The following is a 21,347-nucleotide window of genomic DNA, read 5'->3' as shown; positions in this document are numbered from 1 at the left end:
TCGGCCCTCTACTTCAGAGGCTGCGCCTCGTGGAGTTCCACTGTGCCCGAGTAGCCCGGCAGCGTCACGGCGTCCTCGTTGTCGACCTTCCAGCCGAGGCCGTACGCCTCGACGTACTGCCGGTAGTTCTGGATCGCCGGCGAGGCGCTCAGCGCTTCGCGCAGCTTCTCCGGATCGCCGACCGCGGTCACCTTGTACGGCGGCGAGTACAGCCGGCCCTGGAGGATCAGGGTGTTGCCGACGCAGCGCACCGCGCTGGTGGAGATCAGCCGCTGGTCCATCACCTGGATGCCCTCGGCGCCGCCCTGCCACAGGGCGTTGACCACGGCCTGGAGGTCCTGCTGGTGGATGACGAGGTCGTTGGGTTGCGGGTCGGGCACCCCGGGGATCCGGGGGGTGGCGTTCGGCGGGGCGTCGTTGAGGGTGACGCTCAGCCCCGACCCGCTCAGCGGGCGGGTGCCCGCCGCGCCCTCCAGCTGCTTGAGCCGGGCCTGGGCCGCCTTGGAACCACCCTCGTCGGCGCCGCGGGTCAGGGCGTCCACCTGGTCGCGCACCCGCGCCGTGGAGTCGTCCAGCTTGGCGTTCTTGCGGCTGCGCTCCTGGATGAGGTCCGACAGCCGCAGCATCGATTCGTCGCTGCGCAGATCGGTGCCCTTGGCGGTGTTGAAGCTGATCCAGAAGATCAGACCGGCGAGGGCGAACACGGCGACGGTCAGCAGCCGTACGGGCCGGAAGGAGGGGCGGCGCGGGCTCGGGGTGGGGGAGTCAGCGGAATTGCTCAACGTACCCTTACTCCTTACGACGCCGCGGAAGGACTACGCTAACGGACGGCCGGGGGAAGGAAGATCTCAGCGTCGCCGTCCGCCTCGGCGCCGCCCTACCCAGACCAGCCCCGCGCGGTTACGCAGCGCATCGACAGGAGAGTTCCTCGTGCCGAAGTCACGGATCCGCAAGAAGGACGACTACACACCGCCGTCCTCGTCGAAGCAGGCGACCACCATCAACCTCAGCAGCGGTCGCAGCTGGGTCGCGCCGCTGATGCTGGCGATGTTCCTGATCGGCCTGGCCTGGATCGTCGTCTTCTACGTGACTACCGGGGACATGCCGATCAAGGCGTTCGGGAACTGGAACATCGTGGTCGGATTCGGCTTCATCGCGGCCGGTTTCGTCGTCTCCACCCAGTGGAAATAGCCGTCTCGGCCGTACCTTCCCCCTAAGGTGTCCACAGAGTTATCCACAGCGGGGGAAAACTCAGAAGATCTGTGGATAACCTCTGCGAGGTTGACGCCGGTCTGACAGTCGAGACACCACAGCACCGCAGGTCAGCGTGGAGCGGACAGATGTTCTCCACAGGTTGCACAAGATCGGGCACATGCTGTGGACAACTGTGATCCAAGCCGATCGCCGAGTGGCCCCCACGGTCACCGGCGGTTCGGCTTCGCGGCGTTGGGGACGAGGACACCGGGCGCCCCACGACCTCCCGTCGGCACCCCTCGACCACCGTCCACAGCCGGGGCCGGCGGAACCGCCGCACGGCCGGTCACACACCCGGTCGCACGGCCGATGACCCGACCGACCGACGGACCTTCACCGCCCGCCCCGGCGGGGACGATCAGTGCGTGAGCTCCAGGGTGCGGACACAGATCATCACCACGATGCCCAGCAGCACCACCGCGCAGGTCACGGCCTGCACCAGGTCGCGGCGGTCGCGCGGGGCGTGCACCATCCCGTAGGCCACCAGCGTGCCGGCGATCAGACCGCCGATGTGCGCCTGCCAGGCGATGTTGGACCAGGTGAAGGTGAAGAGCAGGTTCAGCGCCAGCAGCGCGATGACCGGCCGCATGTCGTAGTTGAGCCGGCGCATCAGCACCGCGGTGGCTCCGAGCAGCCCGAAGATCGCGCCGGAGGCGCCCAGGGATGCCTGCGTCTGGTCGGCCAGAAGATAGGTGAGCGCGCTGCCGCCCAGGCCGGAGAGCAGGTAGAGGGCGAGGAAGCGGGCGCGGCCGAGCGCGGCCTCCAGCGGCGGACCCAGCCACCACAGAGAGAGCATGTTGAAGGCGATGTGCATCGGCTGTTCGTGCAGGAACATCGCCGTGACCAGCCGGTACCACTCGCCCTCGGCGACACCCTCGCGCGCGAAGGGCTCCGGGGGGAAGGCGCCGACCAGCACCAGGTCGTTCAGCAGCCGGTCGCCGACGGCCAGCACCGCGATCCACACCGCGACGTTGATCGCCAGCAGGATCTTGGTGATCAACCGCGGGTCGTCGCTGATCGCGCCGCCGGCTATGGTGCGCGGCCGCGCGGCCGTGCGGTACGAACGCCCGCTGGTCCCCGCGATGCCGGACGCCGCCGTGGCCCCCGCGGCGTGGCCGCCGCTGACGCACTCGGGGCACTGGAAGCCGACCGAAGCGGAGATCATGCACTCGGGGCAGATCGGCCGCTCACAGCGCGTGCAGCTGATGCCGGTCTCCCGGTCCGGGTGCCGGTAGCAGCAGACCGCCTGGTCTTCCATGTCTCCCCTTGTCCCCCGTTTCCTGCCTGCACACGGGAACCGCCCCGCCTGCCCTCAAGACGGACGGGCGGGGCACAGGGTTCCCGTACGAACCGGGCGTATCAGCCCTCGCGGGTCTCCACGACGACGCTCTGGATGACGACGTCGTTCACCGGGCGGTCGGTGCGCGGGTTGGTCTGGGCGCCCGCGATGGCGTCCACGACCTTCTTGCTGGCCTCGTCGGCGACCTCGCCGAAGATGGTGTGCTTGCCGGTCAGCCAGGTGGTCGGCGCCACGGTGACGAAGAACTGCGAGCCGTTGGTGCCCGGGCCGGCGTTGGCCATGGCCAGCAGGTACGGCTTGGTGAAGGCCAGGTCCGGGTGGAACTCGTCCGCGAACTTGTAGCCCGGGCCACCGGTGCCGTTTCCCAGCGGGTCACCGCCCTGGATCATGAAGCCGCTGATGACACGGTGGAAGATCGTGCCGTCGTACAGCTTCTCCGTGGTCTTCGCACCGGTCTCCGGGTTGATCCACTCGCGCTCGCCCTTGGCGAGCTCGACGAAGTTCCGGACCGTCTTGGGCGCGTGATTCGGCAGCAGCCGGATCTGGATGTCGCCCTGGTTGGTCTTCAGGGTGGCGTAGAGCTCCTCAGCCACGATCTACCTTCCATCAGTCTTCACGGACATCTCGATCCTCGCACGGACCTGAGTACAACGAGTAGCCGCCGGCCCGGTCGCGGGCTCCGCCGGAGTCCCGCTTGACCCGGATGCCGATTCACGCATGCCTCATATCCCGTCAACAGGCATGATCTTCAAAAGGGTGGAAAGACGACACATCGCGTATTGAGGACAGACGCCCGGGGGTACAGACCCCAAACCCGGAGTACGCCACCGAGTACGCCACGCAAGGAACCGACGAGGAGGATCCGTGACCCGCAAAGACAGCGTGCGCGCCGTGACCGGCACCGCGAAGGACAGTGTCCGGCACGCTGCGGAGGTGGTGGCGCCGTACGCCGGCACAGCCAAGGACGCCGCCGTGCACTACGCCCACGAGGCCCGTACCCGCGTCGCGCCCAAGGTGTCCCACGCCGCCCACCAGGCCCGGTGCGCCGCCGGCGAGCAGTACCACGCGCACCTGGCACCCCGCATCGAACACGCCCGCGGCGCGCTGCCGCCCAAGGTCGACGCCGCCGCCACCCGCGCCGCCAACCGCACCCGCGAGGCCGCCCGACACGCGGCGGAGTACACCGCCCCGCGGATGGAGCACGCCGTCGCGGTGACCCGGGCGGCGGCCGGACCCGCCCGAGAAGAGGCCATCTCGCGCTCCGCCGCGGCCATCGCCGCGCTGCGCGGCGAGGTGACCCCGGCCGAGATCCACAAGATCGCCAAGAAGCGCGCCCGCCGGGCCCGGACGGGCCGGGCGCTCAAGCGGATGGCGCTGGTCGCGCTGGTCGCGGGCTGCGCCTACGGCGCCTGGAAGTGGTGGGACCGGCAGTCCAACCCGGACTGGCTGGTCGAGCCGTCCGCCGCCACCGAGCTGGACGACCGCTCCTCGTTCTCCTCCGTCGACGGCAGCGGCCCGAACTCCACCCTCGACCCGGAGGTCCAGGCCAAGCAGGCGGAGACCGACGACGACGGCGAGGAGAACCGCTGACCGCGCGGACCACCCGCCGCCGGACGGCGGCGCACACCGCTACGCGCGCCCCCGGCCGCGCGTAGCGGTCGGGGGCGCGCGTGCCGCGCGTAGCAGTCGGCCGCGCGGTCCGCGGTCCGCTGGGTCTCGACCGTGGAGAAATCGGCAGCTCTCCTGCCCTCTTGATGTCAGAACACGCATAATTGCCATGGTTCTGGCGTGACTTCGGGGGAGAGCACATGTCGACACACGACCTGTCCGCGTCCGACTCCGAACGGCGGCTGCCGGGGGACGTCGATATCACCGACGCCGAGCGGGACGAACTGCTCAGCGCGGTGGCGGAGGTCTACAGCACCCTGGGCGAGGCGCGTCTTCTGCTCTCCGCCATGAAGGTGCCCAGGAGCGCTCGCGTGTCGTTCGACGGCGGCTCGGACGAGGCGTGGACCCTGCTCTTCGAGAGGCTCGACAACGGCGTCGTCGAGCACCCCTACCGCCGGATGCTGAGCGCCCTCCGCGCCCAGTACCCCTTCCAGCCCGTCTTCCGCCGGCTGATCGAGCGCCACCTGGGACCGCCGGCGCCGCCGGACCCCGTCGTCGAACCGGTACCCGTCGTCGGGCCCGTACCCGTCGTCGCCCCCGCGCCGGCCCACGAACCGACGCCCGCGCTGACCCCCGTGCCCACCGTCGAACTCGCGTCCGCCGTCGTGCCCGTACCCGCCCCCGCGCCCGCCCCCGTGGCGCCGCCCGAGCCGGTGGACGTCATCCCCGCGCGGGCGACGGTGGCCCTCACCGTGGAGGACGGCTCCGGGCAGCTCCACAGCGACCTGGAGGTGGCGCGCGGCAGCCGGATAGGCGACCTCGCGGTGTGGGCGCTCAGCTGCTGGCCGATCGCCCCGGGCGAGGACCGCACCGGGCGCCGGGTGGAGCGCGTGCTGCCCGACGGCCGGTGCGAGGAGCTCGACCCGTCGGCGACGGTGCGGGAGGCGGGGCTCGACGACGGGGACCTGGTGCGGGTGCTGGGCACCTGGCCCGCCCTCGGCGCCGGGGGGTGACCGGCGGCTGGACGGCGCGTGGTGGACCGGGCGCCGGCCCACCCTCGGCGCGCCGGAGGCGACCGAACCGGCCCCGGGGATTGGCCGAGCAGCGACTCCACCGGGCCGGGGGCCCTCGCTACGGTGGACTGGGGGGATTGCGACCACGCGGCGGCGCCGTCAGGCTCAGGCGAATCGGGGGGTACCCGTACGTGAAGACTTCCGCTCCGTGGCGGCAGGCACCCACCTTCCAGTCGGCCACCGCCCCGAGCCCACCCTGGCCGGCGCCCCCGGCGCCGGACGGCCTCCCGCGCGCCCGCGCGTTCGACCAGTTCATCGTGAAGCTGCACAGCCGCTGCAACCTCTCCTGCGACTACTGCTACGTCTACGCCCTGCGGGACACCGGCTGGCGGGACCGGCCGCGCACCATGTCGGCGCGGACCGTGGACCGGCTCGCCGAGCGGATCGCGGAGCACGCCCGGCGCCACCGGCTGCCCGCGGTCCGGGTGATCGTGCACGGCGGCGAGCCGCTGCTCGGCGGGGCCGGCCCGGTCACCCGGCTGGTGGAGACGGTGCGCGACCGGCTGCGCGGCACCGGCGCGACGGCGCGGTTCACGGTGCAGAGCAACGGCGTGCTGCTCGACGCCCCGCTGCTGGCCGAGCTCGCCCGTCATGACATCCGGGTCGGCCTCAGCCTGGACGGCGACCGCGCGGGCCACGACCGGCACCGCCGACACCGCGACGGCCGGGGCAGCCACGCCGAGGTGGAGCGGGCCCTGGAACTGCTGCGCCGGCCCGAACACCGCCCGCTGTTCGAGGGGCTGCTGTGCACCGTCGACCTGGCCAACGACCCCGAGCGCTGCTACGACGCGCTGGCCGCCCACCGCCCGCCGATGATCGACTTCCTGTTGCCCCACGCCACCTGGGACCACCCGCCGGCCGGCGCGGCCGCGGGCGACGCCCCGTACGGGCGCTGGCTGGCGGTGGCCTTCGACCGGTGGTGGGCGGCGGGCCGGCCGCTGCGGGTACGACTCTTCGACTCCGTGGTGGACCTGTGCCGGGGCGGCACCGGTCACAGCGAGACGGTCGGGACGGCGCCCGCCGCGGCCGTCGTCATCGAGACGGACGGCTCGATCGAGTGGACCGACTCGCTCAAGGCGGTGGCGAACGGCGCGGCCGCCACCGGCCTCGACATCCACCGGCACTCACTGGACGCGGCGTTCGCCCTGGAGGAGACCGTCGCGGCCCTCGACGACGGGCTGTGCCGGACCTGCCGGGCCTGTCCGGTGTCCGGAATCTGCGGCGGCGGGCTGCGCGCCCACCGGTTCGGACGCGGTCAAGGTTTCGACAACCCCTCGGTCTACTGCCGCGACCTGGGGCTTCTCATCACGCACATCCGGAACACCCTGCGTCATTTGGCTGATTGACGCGTTCTTGAGGGACGGACCGCGTCACCTTCCCTATATTGGGGTTGTGCGATCCGACCACACGGCGTCGCACAACAACACGTCTTGCCGGCCGGTTGTCGAAACGGAAGACGGTGCTTGGGGGATGCTGTGAGGCCGCTCTTCTTCACGAGCTACGCCGCGTCAGCCGGCGACCGCGGACAAGTCCAGCGGTTTCACTACGATGTTCAGAGCGAACTCTACAGCCGCCTGGGGCGCGAGGCGAGTTCACGAGGGCATCTGAAGAGCCCCGCTCCGGTCCCGGAACCGGACCCGGCCGCGCTGGACTGCCGCGCGCTGCTGGCGCTCTACTCCGACGCCTATCTGCGCAGCCCGGACTGCGCCCGCGAGTGGTCCGTCTTCCGCGAGCGGATGGCCCGCAGCGCCCGGCAGACCGGCCGTGAACCACGGGCGCTGGTGGGCGTCGTCTGGCGCCCGGACGGGCTGGTGCTGCCCCTGTCCGTGGCCGAGGCAGGCCCGCTGCTGCCCAGCGGCGGACAGGGCTATCCGGCGGGCGAGTTCGGCACGCTGCGGGACCCGGAGCACTGGGCGCAGTACCGGGACCTGGTCCGGCTGGTGGCCGACCGACTGATCACGGGTGTGCAGGCGGACCTTCCGGCCATGTCCACGGCGGACGCCCGGTCGATCCCGCTCCGCTTCGATCCGCACGCGGGCACCGCGCCCCCCGCCCCGGCGGCGCCTCCCCGCGCGACCCGCCCGGCCGGCGCCCTGCGCCCCGGCACACCGACCCCGCACCCGCCGCCCGCCGCGCCGCCCGGGCCGCCGCGCGCCAAGTGGCGGCCGGTGTACGACCTGCCGCGGGCCGCGGGCCGGCCGCGCGCGGACCGCGGGCCCGCCACGGCCGCCAGGCGCCACCGCGTGACCCTGCTGCTGCTGGCCGGCACCCGCTCCCGCATGGCGGCCCTGCGCACCGCGTTAGCCCCGTACGGGGACAGTCCCGAGGACTGGCAGCCGTTCTGGCCGCACACCGAGGAGAGCGCGGTCGACGTCGTCCAACGCGCCCTGGAGGACTACGGGGTGGCGGAGGTGACGGTCTGCCCGTTCACCCCGGAGACCGGCGCGGCCGAGCCGGTGGCGCTGCCTCCGGAGCCGCCGGGCGCCGACCCCGACCCGCCGGTCGTGCTGCTGCTCGTCGACCCCTGGCTGGCCCGCGAGGCCAGGCCCAGCCGGGATCCGGGACTGTCCGCGCTGTGCGAGCGGCTCTCCGCCCGGGGCGCGGCGTTCGCCGGGGTGGTCTCCGTCCTGCCCCGTACCGACGCGGAGACCTGGGAGAACACCCCGCAGCTGCGCGACGCCCTGCTGGCCCAGGCGGCCGGCTGCCGGCTGCGGGCGCCGCACCACGAGGTCGGCAGCGCCGAGGGGCTGGCCCACACCGTGATCGGGGCGATGGCGGACGTGCTCACCGTGTGGCCGGGCGGCCACGGCCAGGGCCGGAGCGAGCCGGGCGAACCGGACGGCAGACCCCTGCGCGGGGCTCGGGAGCCGGAGGAGCGCGCCGAGTGGCCGACCCGCCGCTCTCGGGAGCGGGACGCCTGGTCCCCGGTCCCGGCCGGGCCTCGTTCCGCGTTGTTGTCCCACCGGTCCGGTGGAATCTGGGGTGATGGATGACCGTCGACGGCTCCGCTGAGATCATCTCCTTCTACACCTTCAAGAGCGGCGCCGGGCGCACCATGGCGGTGGCCAACACCGCCTGGATCCTGGCCAGCGCGGGCAAGTCGGTGCTGACCGTCGACTGGGACCTGGACGCGCCGGGTCTGCACCGCTACTACCAGCGGTTCCTGACCGACCATGAGCTCTCCGCCAGCCGTGGCGTGCTGGACATCCTGATCGAGTTCGCGATCCAGGCCGGCCACACCCGCCCCGACGAGCTGCACCGGCTGTACGAGGACCACGCCAACCTGCTGCCGTTCACCGTCCAGCTCGACGCGCACTTCGCCGGCGGCGGACGGCTGGACTACCTCGGCCCCGGCATCCACGACGGCGAGTACCGCAACCGCATGGCCAGGATCAACTGGAGCTACTTCCTCCGGCAGGAGGGCCTGGGCTTCCTCACCGAGCTGCGCGAGCGGATCCGGCACAGCGGCTACGACTACGTGCTGATCAACGGCCGCACCGGGCTGTCCGACGGTGCCGACGTCTGCACGCTGGTGCTGCCCGACTCCGTGGTCCTCGGGCTGACCATGAACGAGCCGTCGACCGAGGGCTGCGCGGAGGTCGCCCGCCGCATCCGGGAGCGGGCCCACCGGGACGGCCGGGAGATCCGCATCCATGTGGTGCCGCTCCGGGTCGAGACCTCGCAGGACGACCGGCTGGCGCACCGGCTGACGGAGCTCCGCCACACCTTCGGCCCCTTCGTGCGCCCCGCCGACGACCAGACGCAGGAGGGGTACTGGAGCGAGCTCCAGATCCCCTACCACCCCTTCTACGCCCTCGGTGAGGAGCTGGCGGTCCTGCGCGAGGACCCGCGGAACCCGCTCGGCCTGCTGTCGCAGTACGTCAAGCTCACCGCGCGGGTCTCCCGCGGAGCGGTCGCCACCTTCCAGCCCACCTCCGAGCAGCTGCGCCGGCTGTACAACCGCGCCTACGACGCGGCGCGCCGCGGTGTCGAGCCGGAGACCGTGGTGCTGCTGCACGCCCCCGAGGACCAGGTCTGGGCGGACTGGATCCGCGAGCAGCTGCGGCTGATCGGCGTTCGGGTGGCCGACCGCGACGATGTCGAGGCGACCCCCGACGAGATCCCCGAGCAGACCGACGCCGTCGTGGTGCTGCTCTCCTCCCACCTGCACGGCTCGCCCGACGGGGAGACCGCCACCCGGCTGGCCGAGGGCGCCCCGGTCGGCCGGCCGCGCAGCCGGCGCACCGTCGGGGTGCGGGTCAGCGGCGCCCGGCTGCCCACCCGCTTCGCCTGGCACGACGCGGTCAACCTGTTCGGGCTGACCGCGCAGGCGGCCACCGTCGCCCTGCTGTCCCGCTTCGGCTTCCCGGGCTGGGGCGAGAACCCGCCGCCGGACGCCGCGGCCGGCCCGCGCTTCCCCGGACGGCTCCCCGAGGTGTGGAACCTCGGGCTGCGCAACTCCGCCTTCACCGGCCGCGCCGGGACGCTCTCCCTGCTCCGCGAGCGCTTCGGCCGCGGCGTCGGCTCCCCGGGCTCCGCCCAGGTGCTGTACGGGATGGGCGGCGTGGGCAAGAGCCAGATCGCCCTGGAGTACGCCCACCGCTTCGCCTCCGAGTACGACGTGGTGTGGTGGGTCCCCGCCTCCGCCCCGGACAACATCCGCACCTCCCTCACCGAGCTGGCGCGCGAGCTGCACCGGGCGTCCGGCGCCCCCGGGGCCCCGGGGCCCGGCGAGGACCTGGACCAGCTGCGCCGGGACCTGCGGCTGGGCCGACCCTTCGAGCGGTGGCTGCTGATCCTGGACGACGCGGCCGACCCGCACGTCGTACGGGACCTGCTGCCCGGCACCGGCCACGGGCACACCCTGGTCACCTCGCGGAACAGCGCGTGGAACCGGTTCGCGGAGCCGGCGCGGGTGGAGGAGTTCAGCCCGGAGGAGAGCCTCAGCCTGATGGGCACCCGACTGCCCACGGCCCCCGAGGGGGAGCTGGCCCGGCTGGCCGACGCGCTGGGACACCTGCCGCTGGCCGAGGAGCAGGCGGCGGCCTGGCTGCAGAGCGGCTCGCTCTCGGTCGCCCAGTTCATCGAGCGGGTCGCGACCAATGTGAACCTGCTGGACGAGGGCTCCGCCCCGGACTACCCGCTCTCCTTCGCGGCCACCTACGACCTGGCCTACGACCGGCTCAAGAAGGAGGACCCGGCGGCGGCCAAGCTGCTGGACCTGTGCGCCTTCCTCTCCCCGGACGGGGTGTCGCTCTCCGTCGTCCAGTCGCCGGCCATGCTGGAGCTGCTGGCCGCGGTGGACGAGCGGCTGCGGGACAGCATGCGGCTGGGCACCGTGCTCACCAGCCTGGACCGCCGGGCGCTGGCCGTGGTGGACCAGTCCACCACCACGGTCCGGGTGCACCGCATCGTGCAGACCCTGCGCCGCGCCCGGATGGGCGAGGAGCTGCGCGAACGGACCCGCCGCGAGGTGCTGGGGGTGCTGGCCTCGCTCGCCCCCGGCGATGTGGAGGGCGACGACCTGCGGCACGACGCCACCTTCACCGAGCTGGACCGGCATCTGGTGGTCTCCGGCGCGCTGGAGTGCGACGAGCCCGTGGTGCGCCGCTGGGTGGTCAACCAGGTGCGCTACCGCTGGCGACGCGGGCAGTGGGCCTCCGCCCGCGACCTGGGGCTGCGCATCCTGGCCGACTGGCGGGAGCGCTTCCCCGCCGAGGACGCCGCCGCGCTGCGGCTCGCCACCCAGATCGCCAACGCGCACCGCTCGCTGGGCGAGTACCAGCGGGCGTACGAACTGGATTCGGCCACCCTGCGCGCCCAGCGTGCCGCGCTGGGTCGGGACGACCCGTACACCCTGATGACCGCCCGGGGGTACGCCGCGGACCTGCGCGCGCTGGGTCACTTCGCCGACGCGCTGGTCGAGGACCAGGGCACCCTGCTGCGGTTCCGCGACGTGTTCACCGACGAGCACCCCGACACCGCCATGGCCGCCAACAACCTCGCCCTGTCCTGGTACTTCATGGGCTCCTACCGGGACGCGGTGCAGTACGGGCAGATGGCGTTCGACGTCTCCCGGCGACTGCTGACCGACGATCACCCGCGGACCTGGGCCTCGTACGCCAACCTCGGCCGCTACCACCGCGAACTGGGCGATCTCGAGTCGTCGTTCACCCATCTGCGGGAGGCCCGGGACCGGCTGACGGAGATCGAGGGCGGCAGCGGGCACCAGACCCTGAGCACCCTGCGCAGCCTGGGCGTCAGCTATCTGCGCGCCGGCGACCCGAACGCCGCGGTGCCGCTGTTGCGGCGCGCCCACGAGCACAGCCGCGACCAGTGGGGCGACGACCACCCCGCCACCATGGAGGGCGCGCTGGCCATGGCCGCCGGACTGCACGCGCTCGACCGGGACGACGAGGCGGCCGACTACGCCCGCAAGGCGCTGGACCGCTATGTCCGGGTCTTCGGCGACCAGCATCCGTTCACCGATGTCTGTCGATCCAACCTCGCCCTGTACCTGCTGGACGGCGGGCTGCCCGGGGAGGCGCACGGCTACGCCACCGACGCCGCCGACCAGCTCACCCGCACCCTGGGCCACGACCATCCGTTCACGCTGGTCGCCCGGATGAACTTCAACAACTGCCGTGCCGCGCTGGGCGATCTGGAGTACGTGCCCGCCGAGGACCGGAAGATCCACGCCGAGTGCGTACGGCGGTGGGACCGCGACCATCCGACCGCCCTGATGGCCACCGCCAACCTCGCGGCCAGCGGGCCGCCGGAGGCGGCGGCGGAGCTGCGCACCTCCGTCGAGGTGCGCGGCAGGGACGCGCTCGGCGCCGGGCACCCGCTGACCCGGGCGCTCACGGCCCTGCCGTACCGGCGGCTCGGCACGGACGTGGAGATCAGCAGTGTCTGACGTCGGATGTGTCTGATGCAGGGGGGAAACTCATCGATGGCACAGAACGGAGCGGACACCGTGGAGGGACCCCGGGTACGGTTCCCGGACGGTGAGAGTCCGCAACTGCGCGCCCTGTCGCGACGGCTGAGCCCGGCGCTGGACCCGGAGGAGCTGCCGCACCTCGTCCTCTACGACCACGACATCGCCAAGATCTCCGTCACCGCGGCCGGTCCCGAGGAGGCCGAGCCGTCCGACAGCCGCCATGAACGGACCGGCCGCCAGCTCTACTACCTGCTCAGTGGTCTGGAGCCGGAGCTGGCCGAGCTACGCAGCGGCGCGCTGATCCGCACCGTGGTCCGGGTGCCCGACGGCGCCCTCTTCTTCTACCTGGTCGAGGCCGGCTCGCACCTGTACGGCGCCACCTCGCGCCCGGACCGGATCGAGGCCGCCGACCAGACGATAGCCCGCACGGTCAACGAGCTCCGTCGATCGGTGCGGTACAGCGAGCTGAACTACGGCGCGTACTCCACCTGGCGCCGCGGCGACACCCACTGGAAGGCCGCGGAGGCGCTGTCGCACGACACGCTCGACACCGGCGCGCCCGGCACCACGGTCGGCGGTCCGGAGACCACCGCGGACGGCGCACCCGGTGCGCCCCCGGACGAGACGTCCGACGCGAGCCCGCGGGGCCCGGCGGAGGTATCCGGAGGTGCGCCGCCGGACGCGCCGGAGCCCGTCCGGCCCTACGTCTCCACCTCCACCCCGGGCTCGGCCGCCGCCCCGCTCGCCCGCGCCCTGGCCGTGCCCGGGCTGCACTACCTCGCCCACCACGCCCCCGACCGCGCCCCGCGCGCCGTCGCCGACCTGCTCGACCACCCGGAGCTGAGCGACTTCTTCCGGCACATCAGCCGCGACCAGCGCCGGGAGCGCTACCAGCGGGTCGGCGCGCTGCTGCCCGGCCTGGTGGCGCGGCTCAACAGCTCGCTGTGCGCGGTGACCGGCGGCGAACTGGTGCGGGTGGTCCTCGACGTGGAGCAGGGCGCCATCTACTACCACGCGCTGCCCGACGGCGGCTATCTGATGGGCGTCACCGTCGACCAGGAGCGGGTGGCCGAGGCGGACGAGCGCCTGGCGCAGCTGGGCCACGAGCTCATAGGGGAGGGAGGATGAGCACGCCCGCCGCGGAGCCCGCGGAGGCCCGCGACCCCCCGCCCGCCTGGAGCGCGCCACGGGACGCCGGGCGGGACGCGCCACGGGACGCGCTGTGGGACGCCGGGCAGGACGCGCCGCGGGACGCGCCGCGGGACGCCGGGCAGGACACGGCAGGTCGGGACGCACCACGGAAGCCGGCGCGGCGGAGGGCGGTGCTGCGGGACGCGCTCCTCAGGCCACTCCTGCTGCCAGCCGCCCTCGCCGCCCTCGGCGTGCTGCTCGGGCAGTGGCTTCCGCTGGCGGACCACATCGAGGACCCCGGTTACACCTATCTGACCGGCGGGCTGCTGGCCGTCGGCCTGTACGGCAGCGCGTACGGCATCGCGCGCCCCCAGGCCCGCCGGGACCTGGGCCGGATCCTCGTCGCCGTCACCTTCGGCGTGCTGCTGAAGGCCGCGCTGATCGCCGGAGTGCTGACCCTGGCCCACCCGGACCGGCCCGAGTACCTGGTGCTCGCGGTGGCGATGGCGCAGATCGATCCGCTGTCGGTCGCCGCGCTGATGGAGCGTCGGGAGATGTCGCCCCGCGCGAAGTCGCTGCTCGCGGCCTGGGCCTCCTTCGACGATCCGGTCACCACGATCCTGGTGGTGTACGCCGGCGCGCTGGTGCTGGACGGGGCCGAGAGCGTGGGCGCCGGCAGCGCCGCCTACGGGGCCACGCTGCCGCTCAACCTGGCACTGGTGCTCCTCGCGGCGGCCCTCTGGGCGGCGCTGCGCGGGCGCGCTCCCGCGGGGGAGTCCGCGCCGGGCGGGGCCCCGACGGCCGCGACGGCATCCGCCGCCGGCGGGGCCCCCGCGTCCGCGGCGGACTCCTCGGACGACGGGGTCCCCACCACCGCGGGCTCGGGGACCGGCCGGCTCCGCACCGCCGCGCAGACCACCGCGCTGCTGGCCCTGCTGGCCCTCGCCACCTGGCAGTTCCTCATGCTCGGGCTCGCGGTCACCGCGCTCTTCTTCCGCCCCGCCCTCAGCCGGCTGCTCGGCCGGGCCACCTCGCTGTCACTGCTGGTGGCGACCCTGCTGCTGGGCATGCTGCTCACCCAGGGGGTGCGCTTGGGCACCGGGGTGCTGCTCGGCGCGACCACCTTCCTGGCGCAGATGGTGGTGGCGACCGTGATCACGCGCGGGTTCGACCGCCGCGACCGGCTCGCCCTGGCGGTGAGCCAGCAGAACGGCATCACGGCGATCATCCTCGCCCTGCTGCTCCAGCCGCTGCTGCCGGAGGCCGTCGCGATCATCGCCCCGGCGATCATCACCGTCAACGCCCTGCACGCGGCGGCGACGGGTCTGCTGGCGCTGTCCGCCCGCGGGCGTGCCGGCACGCCCGCACCCGGACCCGATGCGCCGCCACAGGACGCGTGCTTGACTGAGCCGTCACCCACGTCACGGCATGGCCGGAGAAGCAGGTCCCTGTGAAGCCTTCCGGGCTCGGCGTCGAGGAATACGGCCGGCTGTCCGCCTGCCGGATCGCCACCGAGGTCAATGCCGGCCGTCTGTCGGCACGGGAGACCGTCGCGGTCGCACTGTCCCGGATCAGCGATATGGATGCGGAGTTGAGGGCCTTCACCGCGCTGTGGCCGTCCTTCGCCGCCGAGCGGGCGGATGCGGTGGAGCGACAGGTGCGCTCCGGAGTGCACCTGCCTCTCGCCGGGGTGCCCCTGGCCCTCAAGGGCACCGAGGGGGCCACGTCCGTGCAGGCGGTACGCCTCATCGAAGCGGGCTGCGTGCCTGTGGGCACCACCGCCACCCCGGGCAGGGGGACGCGTTGGCAGACCTGGGGGCACACCGATCGCGGCCCGACGCTCAACCCCTTCGACTCCTCCTGGACCCCAGGGGGGTCGTCGGCCGGATCAGCGGTCGCCGTCGCCGCACGGATGGTCCCCCTCGCGACGGGGAGCGACGGCGCTGGATCCGTCCGCATCCCCGCGGCCTGGTGCGGAGTCCTCGGGCTGAAGCCCACCAACGGCCGGCTGCCCGCCCGCGACCGGGCGGGCCTGAACGTCGGCGGCCCGCTGGCCCGCTCCACGGAGGACGCCGCCGCCTATCTGGACGCGGTCGCCGGCATGACGACGCGAAGCACTCTCACAGCCCCACCACGAGCCTTGCGCACCGCATGGTCGGCCACGCTGGGATTCGCCACGACGGAGGCGAGGATCGCCGAGACGGCGTACGCGTTCCTGAGCAGGCTGGCGGACGCCGGGGCGGTCGAGATCCGCGACGCCTCCGTGCGACTCGTCGATCCTGCCCCGTGCTGGCAAGCGCTGCGCCGATCTCCCGTGATGGACACTCAGGCCCGCGGCGTGAAAGCCGGCAACGATAGAGAGATCGAGCGCGTACTCACCCGGTGTGACCTCATAGCCACCCCCACCACACCCGGCGCACCCCATGGTCACCAGGGGCCGGGGGAGGCCATGAGCGTGGCGCTGACCTGGGCCTTCAACATCAGCGGGCACCCCGCCATCAGCATTCCCGCGGGTTTTACGGCATCGGGCGAACCGGTCGGACTGCATGTGGTCGCCCGACACCACAGGGAAGCGGATCTCATGGCCCTCGCCACCGTCGCGGAGTCCTTGAACAGTGCACCGCCGGCGCCGAGCGCTCCAGCGCACACGGCACCCAGGTGAAACTTCGGCCACGGACACCACACCAGACCCACACATGTCATGGCCCGGCACACCGCGTGGAGAAGAGGAACCTGGAGCCGACCGACAGAAGCGGCCCCGGTCTCCCCCACGGGCGGCGGGAAAAGCGTTCCTCTAAAAGATCAACCCCATCTCCCGGGCACCGGTGACCACGCCCGGTCCCCGTCGGGATCCCCACCTGCGCTGGGCCGAAAAAAGACCCCCCTGACCGCGTTCTCGCAGGTCAGGAGGGTTAAGGGGTGGAGCCTAGGAGAGTCGAACTCCTGACATCCGCCATGCAAAGACGGCGCTCTACCAACTGAGCTAAGGCCCCGACGCGGATCAGGATACCCGGTGCCGGCCACCTTTCCCGACCGGGTATCGCCCGTACGTACCGCTCTCCGTAGGATGCCACGCGAGATTCGCGGCAGCGAAGCGAAGGGGAGAGAGCGTATGGACGCAGCACAGCAGGATGCCACCGCCCGCGCACGAGAGCTGCAGCGCAGCTGGTACGGGGAGCCGCTGGGGGCGCTCTTCCGCCGCCTCATCGATGACCTCGGTCTCAACCAGGCCCGCCTGGCGTCCATTCTCGGTCTCTCGGCGCCCATGCTCTCCCAGCTGATGAGCGGCCAGCGCGCGAAGATCGGCAATCCCGCGGTGGTGCAGCGGGTGCAGGCGCTCCAGGAGCTCTCCAGCCAGGTGGCGGACGGCAGGGTCAGTGCGGCCGAGGCCGCCGAGCGCATGGAGGAGATCAAGAAGACCGCCGGCGGCTCGGTCCTCAACACCAGCCAGACCGCGGCCAGCACCGGCGCCCCGACCGTGCGCCGCGTGGTGCGCGAGATCCAGTCGCTGCTGCGCTCGGTCTCCGCCGCGGGCGACATCATCGACGCCGCCGACGCGCTCGCCGCGACCCACCCCGAACTGGCGGAGTTCCTCCGCGTCTACGGCGCCGGGCGGACCGCCGACGCGGTGGCCCACTACGAGGCGCACCAGAACTGACCACGGACAGCGCGGGGGCGGGGCGATGGGCGAGGTCTTCGCGGGCCGTTACGAACTGGTGGACCCGATCGGCCGCGGCGGCGTGGGCGAGGTGTGGCGGGCCTGGGACCAGCGTCGACAGCGCTATGTGGCGGCCAAGGTGCTCCAGCAGAGCGACGCGCACACCCTCCTGCGCTTCGTGCGCGAGCAGGCGCTGCGGATCGACCACCCCCATGTGCTGGCGCCGGCCAGCTGGATGGCCGACGACGACAAGGTCCTGTTCACCATGGACCTCGTCGGCGGCGGGTCGCTGGCCCACCTGATAGGCGACTACGGCCCCCTGCCGGCGCGCTATGTGTGCGTGCTGCTGGACCAGTTGCTGGCCGGGCTCGCGGCGGTACACGCCGAGGGCGTGGTGCACCGCGACATCAAGCCGGCCAACATCCTGCTGGAGGCGACCGGCACCGGCCGCCCCCATGTCCGCCTCTCCGACTTCGGCATCGCCCTGACGAAGGGTGAACCACGGCTCACCGAGGCCGACTTCGTGATGGGCACCCCCGGCTACTTCGCGCCGGAGCAGATGAGGGGAGCCGAACCCGACTTCCCCGCCGACCTCTTCGCCGTCGGGCTGGTGGCGCTCTATCTGATCAGCGGTCGAAAACCCGACGCGGAGGCGCTGGTACGGCGGTTCACCGAGCACGGGGTGCCCCATCCGCCGGACGAGGTGCCCGAGCCGCTGTGGCAGGTGATGGCCGGCCTGCTGCAGCCTGATCCGGACGTCCGCTTCCGCACCGCGACCGGAGCCCGCAAGGCGCTGCGCGACGCCACGGAGCTGCTCCCCGAGCCCGACCTCGACGACGATGTCATCGAGGTCTTCGACCAGCTCGGCCCGTTGCCGGCGGGCTTCGGCCCCGACGGCCCGGAGCGCAGGCCCCGCCGCTCCCACCGCAAGCCGCCCCCGGAACCGCCGACCGCGACCCCGGGCACCGCGCCCACCCCGGAGACCGCCCCACTGCCGGACAACCCGCCGCCGCCGGGACCCCCCGCCCACCCGGGAACCCTTGCCCATCCGGGCGTCCAGCCCCCGCCCGGCGCCCACCCGGGCGTCCAGCCCCCGTACGGGATCCCCACCCCGCCCGGCGCCCACCCGGGCGTCCAGCCCCCGTACGGGATCCCCACCCCGCCCGGCGCCCACCCAGGCGCCCAGCCCCCCCCGCCCGGGATCCCCACCCCGCCCGGCGCCCACCCAGGCGCCCAGCCCCCGCCCGGGATCCCCACCCCGCCCGGCGCCCACCCAGGCGCCCAGCCCCCGCCCGGGATCCCCACCCCGCCCGGCGCCCACCCAGGCGCCCAGCCCCCGCCCGGCGCCCACCCGGGCATCCAACCGGCCGCCCCCGGTACATCGCCGGCCGCCCCGGGCACGCCCCCGCCCGTCTCGGGTCCGCCATCGCCCGCCCCCGACGCCCATCCGGGCGTCCACCCGGTCGCCCCCGGTACGCCGCCAGCCGCCCCAGGCACGCCCCCGCCCGTTCCAGGTCCGCCATCGCCCGCCCCGGGCACGCCACCTTCCGTCGCCCCGCCCGGGGCTGGGGCGACAGCCCCGCCATGGCCGCCACACCCCGGCGCACCGCTGTGGACGGCCGCCCCCGCCCAAGCCGGCGTCGACCACGGGCCCCCACCGGACACACCCTGGCCCGGCACGCCCTCACCAGCCGCCACCGGGCACCAGCCCGGACACCACGACCCACACCACGCACCGCCCAGTGCCGGCCTCGGCTCCGAGCCCTCGCCGACTCCGGGCACACCCCCCTGGCCCGGCACGCCCTGCCCTCCCGCCGCCGGGCACCAGGCGGCGGGACACGCGCCCCCTCGCCAGCCGTCCCCCTGGCCGGCCACACCGTCCCCACCCGAAGCCGGCTCGCACCCCCGAGCTTTCGGCACGCCGGGCGGCCCGCCCTGGCCCGGCGGGTCCGCCCCGTCCGGTACGCCGTCGCGGTCGGAAACGGGCGGGCTTCCGCTGCCGCCGGTGACGCCGCCCCCGCCGGGCGCCGTCGCCGCGCCGGCGCCGTCGCACGTCCCGCTCGCCCCGGCGCACCCGCCCACGCCCGCACCGGGCACCCCGGTCTCCGGGGCCGGGGCCGGGGCGGTGGCGTCGACTCCAGGCGTTGGACGGCGGCGGCGGGACGGGCCGCCCGCGAAGGCGGTCATGGCGATCCTGGTCATCGCCGCGCTCTGCTACGCGGTCGGGCTGTGGGCCTGGCTGGCCTCGGGCTGAGCGGACCTGCCGGGCGTCCTCGCCCGTGGCCCGGGCTGAGCGGACCTGCGGGGCGTCCTCGCCCGTGGCCCCGCGCGACCAGTCACCACCGCGGGAGCGGCGGGGGCGGCGCCGCCGCCTGTGACGAGAACGGCGCCGCGGACCGCAAGCCCGGTTCAGCCAGTCGTGGGCCTGTGCCCCGCTCCCGTGCGGCGCCGGGCGACCAGCGTCCACAGCCCCAGCCCCAGCAGCAGGGCCGTCCCCGTGCCGAAGCCGGCGTACGCGACGGCCCGCAGGCCGTCGTCGTCGGTGTCGGCCGCGGCGCCGTCCGCCCGGTCCGGCCCCTCCGGGCCGCCGGTGGCGGCCGGCGCGTAGCGCGGGCCGACCTGGGCCCGGCCCGTGACGACCACCCGCAGGGTGACCGGGACGGCGCCGCCGGCGAGGGTCTTCGCCTTCGGGTCGAGGGTGACGGCGAGGTAGTAGGACCCGGCGAGGCTCATCGCCCGGACCTCGCCTCTCGTCCGGTCATAGCGGTTGGCGTACGCCACCGGGGCGGTCGGGCCGACCGCGTCCTCGGTGGGCCGGCCGGCGGCCTCGACGGCCCGGCCGTGCCCGACGAGGCCGCGCTCGGGGTTGTACACGGTCAGCCCGACGGCGTCGCCCAGGGCTCCCGGGCCTTTCCGGTCGGCGTCGGTGGGCGGCCCGACGACCGCGTAGAGCCGCTGGCCCCACAGCAGCGGCACCCGGTAGAAGCGGGTCTCGCCGGGCTTGATCTCGCCTTCCCACACACCTGTGGACAGGAACTCCGCGTCGCGGAACGCGCTGCCGCCCTTGCGGGCCCGGGCCGGCTGGTCGGGCACCGTGGGCGGCTCGGTGCTCCAGCCGTCCCGCGGCGGCCGGGCCTCGCGCCCGTCGTCCGCCGCCACCGGACGCTCCAGGGTGAACCTCAGCTCCATCGGCCAGCGGTCGGGGCCGGCTCCTTCGCCGCCGACCCGCTCCACGGCGACGTCGTAGGCCCCGGCCCGCTGGCACTCCGGCGGCGTGCCGGGGCCCGGCTGCCGGGAGGCGGAGTCGGCCAGCGGCTGCGCGGTCCCCCGCATCACGATCGTCGGGCGGGCCTGCCCGCAGAGCGCTCCGGACCCGCTCCGCAGCGAGATCCGGATGCCGTCGACGTCCGCGGTCACCGTCGAGCCCGGCGCGGGCACCGCCACGGCCGAGACATGGGCCGTGGACTCGGCGTCCAGCCGCACCGTGTAGTGCCGCGTCTCGCCCGGACCGATGTCGTCCCGGTAGCCGCGCCGCACGGTCATCGACGGCCCCTTCCCGGCCCGCGACGCCCCGCGTATCCGCTCTCCCTGCGGCTCGTAGGACTCCGCGTTCGCGGCCTCGTCAGCGGGCCGGTGGGGGAGGAACGCGCCGCGCTCCGAGGCCTCCCCGGCCTTCTGCGGCACCGCCCCGGCTCCCGGGGCCGCGGCCACGGCCAGCGCGCACACCGCCGCCATCACGGCCAGCCGTCCCCGGCCGCCGCCCCCGCCGCCGACCTTCACCACGCGTCACCCCTCGCCGCACCAGCCGCCGAACAGCGCACTCTTTGCCTATGCAAGCATTTCGTTCGCAAAAGCCAACGAGGCCCCGACCGCCACAGCGGCCAGGGCCTCGCGTAGAACGCTTTGTCTCACACACCCGAACCTGCGGGCACGGAGTCGGTCGCCTCCGTCCACAGATCCTGCTCGGCGCGATCCGCCTGGATCTGGCGGTACACGAGGAGCCCGCCGATGGCGGCCAGTGCGACCAGGAGAAGCTTCTTCACCGCGCGACCTCGTCTCTTCCTTGACGTAGGGGACCTCTGGCGCCCGATGATACACACCAGCCGATATCGATCGGTTACCTATCTCCGCCTTGCGGGCGGCAACAACCGGACAGACATCCGTTCGCCCATGGCACCAACTCCGCCGCCGGTCGGCCGGGTCGACGGCGCCGGGAACCAAAAGACCCCCAATCCCGAGGGATTGGGGGTCTTTCGCACGGTGGGGCTAACAGGACTTGAACCTGTGGCCTCTTCCTTATCAGGGAAGCGCTCTAACCGTCTGAGCTATAGCCCCGCGCTGCACCGAAAGATTAGCGCACCAGAGCCCGTGTCCCAAAATCGG

General features: G+C 73.7%; 15 protein-coding genes, 2 tRNA genes and 1 pseudogene. 11 read left to right on the top strand and 7 right to left on the bottom strand.

Annotated elements, in window-relative coordinates; translation table 11 throughout:
- Positions 1 to 8 precede the first annotated feature (8 nt).
- A complete protein-coding gene (locus LRS74_RS16630; protein ID WP_277741730.1) occupies positions 9 to 782 on the bottom strand; it encodes a DUF881 domain-containing protein in 774 nt (257 codons plus the stop codon).
- Positions 783 to 930: 148 nt separating this feature from the next.
- Here LRS74_RS16630 and crgA point away from each other — a divergent pair, with 148 nt between their 5' ends.
- Entirely contained in the window at positions 931 to 1,191 is a 261-nt protein-coding gene (gene crgA, locus LRS74_RS16625) for a cell division protein CrgA (protein WP_277741729.1), read from the top strand.
- A 421-nt stretch (positions 1,192 to 1,612) separates the two neighbouring features.
- Here crgA and LRS74_RS16620 read toward each other — a convergent pair whose 3' ends face one another.
- Positions 1,613 to 2,512, bottom strand: a complete 900-nt coding sequence (locus LRS74_RS16620; RefSeq protein WP_277741728.1) for a rhomboid family intramembrane serine protease — start codon at positions 2,510 to 2,512, stop codon at positions 1,613 to 1,615.
- 101 nt (positions 2,513 to 2,613) lie between these two features.
- Positions 2,614 to 3,147, bottom strand: coding sequence for a peptidylprolyl isomerase (locus LRS74_RS16615; protein WP_277741727.1), 534 nt, complete (start codon positions 3,145 to 3,147; stop codon positions 2,614 to 2,616).
- A 271-nt stretch (positions 3,148 to 3,418) separates the two neighbouring features.
- On the opposite strand from LRS74_RS16615, the gene LRS74_RS16610 reads away from it, so the two are divergent.
- The 8 genes from LRS74_RS16610 to LRS74_RS16575 all read left to right on the top strand — a co-directional run bounded on the left by LRS74_RS16610 (position 3,419) and on the right by LRS74_RS16575 (position 15,968).
- Positions 3,419 to 4,144, top strand: coding sequence for a DUF5324 family protein (locus tag LRS74_RS16610; RefSeq protein WP_277741726.1), 726 nt, complete (start codon positions 3,419 to 3,421; stop codon positions 4,142 to 4,144).
- A 218-nt stretch (positions 4,145 to 4,362) separates the two neighbouring features.
- Positions 4,363 to 5,175, top strand: a complete 813-nt coding sequence (locus tag LRS74_RS16605; protein WP_277741725.1) for an effector-associated domain EAD1-containing protein — start codon at positions 4,363 to 4,365, stop codon at positions 5,173 to 5,175.
- Positions 5,176 to 5,366: 191 nt separating this feature from the next.
- Entirely contained in the window at positions 5,367 to 6,581 is a 1,215-nt protein-coding gene (locus tag LRS74_RS16600; protein WP_277741724.1) for an FxsB family cyclophane-forming radical SAM/SPASM peptide maturase, read from the top strand.
- A 117-nt stretch (positions 6,582 to 6,698) separates the two neighbouring features.
- On the top strand, positions 6,699 to 8,228 hold the full coding sequence (locus LRS74_RS16595; protein ID WP_277741723.1) for a hypothetical protein: 1,530 nt from the start codon (positions 6,699 to 6,701) through the stop codon (positions 8,226 to 8,228).
- On the top strand, positions 8,225 to 12,151 hold the full coding sequence (gene fxsT / locus LRS74_RS16590; RefSeq protein WP_277741722.1) for an FxSxx-COOH system tetratricopeptide repeat protein: 3,927 nt from the start codon (positions 8,225 to 8,227) through the stop codon (positions 12,149 to 12,151). Before LRS74_RS16595 ends, fxsT begins: the two co-directional genes overlap by 4 nt.
- A gap of 36 nt (positions 12,152 to 12,187) precedes the next feature.
- Entirely contained in the window at positions 12,188 to 13,303 is a 1,116-nt protein-coding gene (locus LRS74_RS16585) for a hypothetical protein (protein ID WP_277741721.1), read from the top strand.
- A complete protein-coding gene (locus LRS74_RS16580) occupies positions 13,300 to 14,760 on the top strand; it encodes a hypothetical protein (RefSeq protein ID WP_277741720.1) in 1,461 nt (486 codons plus the stop codon). The genes LRS74_RS16585 and LRS74_RS16580 overlap by 4 nt, the downstream gene beginning before the upstream one ends.
- Complete coding sequence (locus LRS74_RS16575) at positions 14,757 to 15,968, top strand: amidase (RefSeq protein ID WP_277741719.1); 1,212 nt, start codon at positions 14,757 to 14,759, stop codon at positions 15,966 to 15,968. The genes LRS74_RS16580 and LRS74_RS16575 overlap by 4 nt, the downstream gene beginning before the upstream one ends.
- 258 nt (positions 15,969 to 16,226) lie before the next feature.
- Here LRS74_RS16575 and LRS74_RS16570 read toward each other — a convergent pair.
- Positions 16,227 to 16,299 (bottom strand) — tRNA-Ala (locus LRS74_RS16570).
- Positions 16,300 to 16,418: 119 nt separating this feature from the next.
- Here LRS74_RS16570 and LRS74_RS16565 point away from each other — a divergent pair.
- Both LRS74_RS16565 and LRS74_RS16560 read left to right on the top strand, forming a co-directional pair.
- Positions 16,419 to 16,964, top strand: coding sequence for a DNA-binding protein (locus tag LRS74_RS16565; protein WP_144383154.1), 546 nt, complete (start codon positions 16,419 to 16,421; stop codon positions 16,962 to 16,964).
- Positions 16,965 to 16,989: 25 nt separating this feature from the next.
- A pseudogene (locus tag LRS74_RS16560) lies at positions 16,990 to 17,865 on the top strand (serine/threonine-protein kinase); the annotation flags it as partial.
- Positions 17,866 to 19,373: 1,508 nt separating this feature from the next.
- Here the strand turns inward: LRS74_RS16560 and LRS74_RS16555 are convergent.
- From LRS74_RS16555 to LRS74_RS16545, 3 genes are all read right to left on the bottom strand, one after another.
- On the bottom strand, positions 19,374 to 20,747 hold the full coding sequence (locus LRS74_RS16555; protein WP_277741718.1) for a hypothetical protein: 1,374 nt from the start codon (positions 20,745 to 20,747) through the stop codon (positions 19,374 to 19,376).
- Between the two features lie 125 nt (positions 20,748 to 20,872).
- Positions 20,873 to 21,007 (bottom strand): DLW-39 family protein, encoded by a 135-nt coding sequence (locus tag LRS74_RS16550; protein ID WP_003958712.1) that lies wholly within the window; start codon positions 21,005 to 21,007, stop codon positions 20,873 to 20,875.
- Between the two features lie 218 nt (positions 21,008 to 21,225).
- A tRNA-Ile gene (locus tag LRS74_RS16545) sits at positions 21,226 to 21,299 on the bottom strand.
- Positions 21,300 to 21,347: the final 48 nt, after the last annotated feature.

Source organism: Streptomyces sp. LX-29, from assembly GCF_029541745.1.
Classification (GTDB): Bacteria; Actinomycetota; Actinomycetes; order Streptomycetales; family Streptomycetaceae; genus Streptomyces.
Note: the sequence above shows the minus strand (reverse complement) of the source record. Positions and strands in the feature narration are given on the sequence as shown.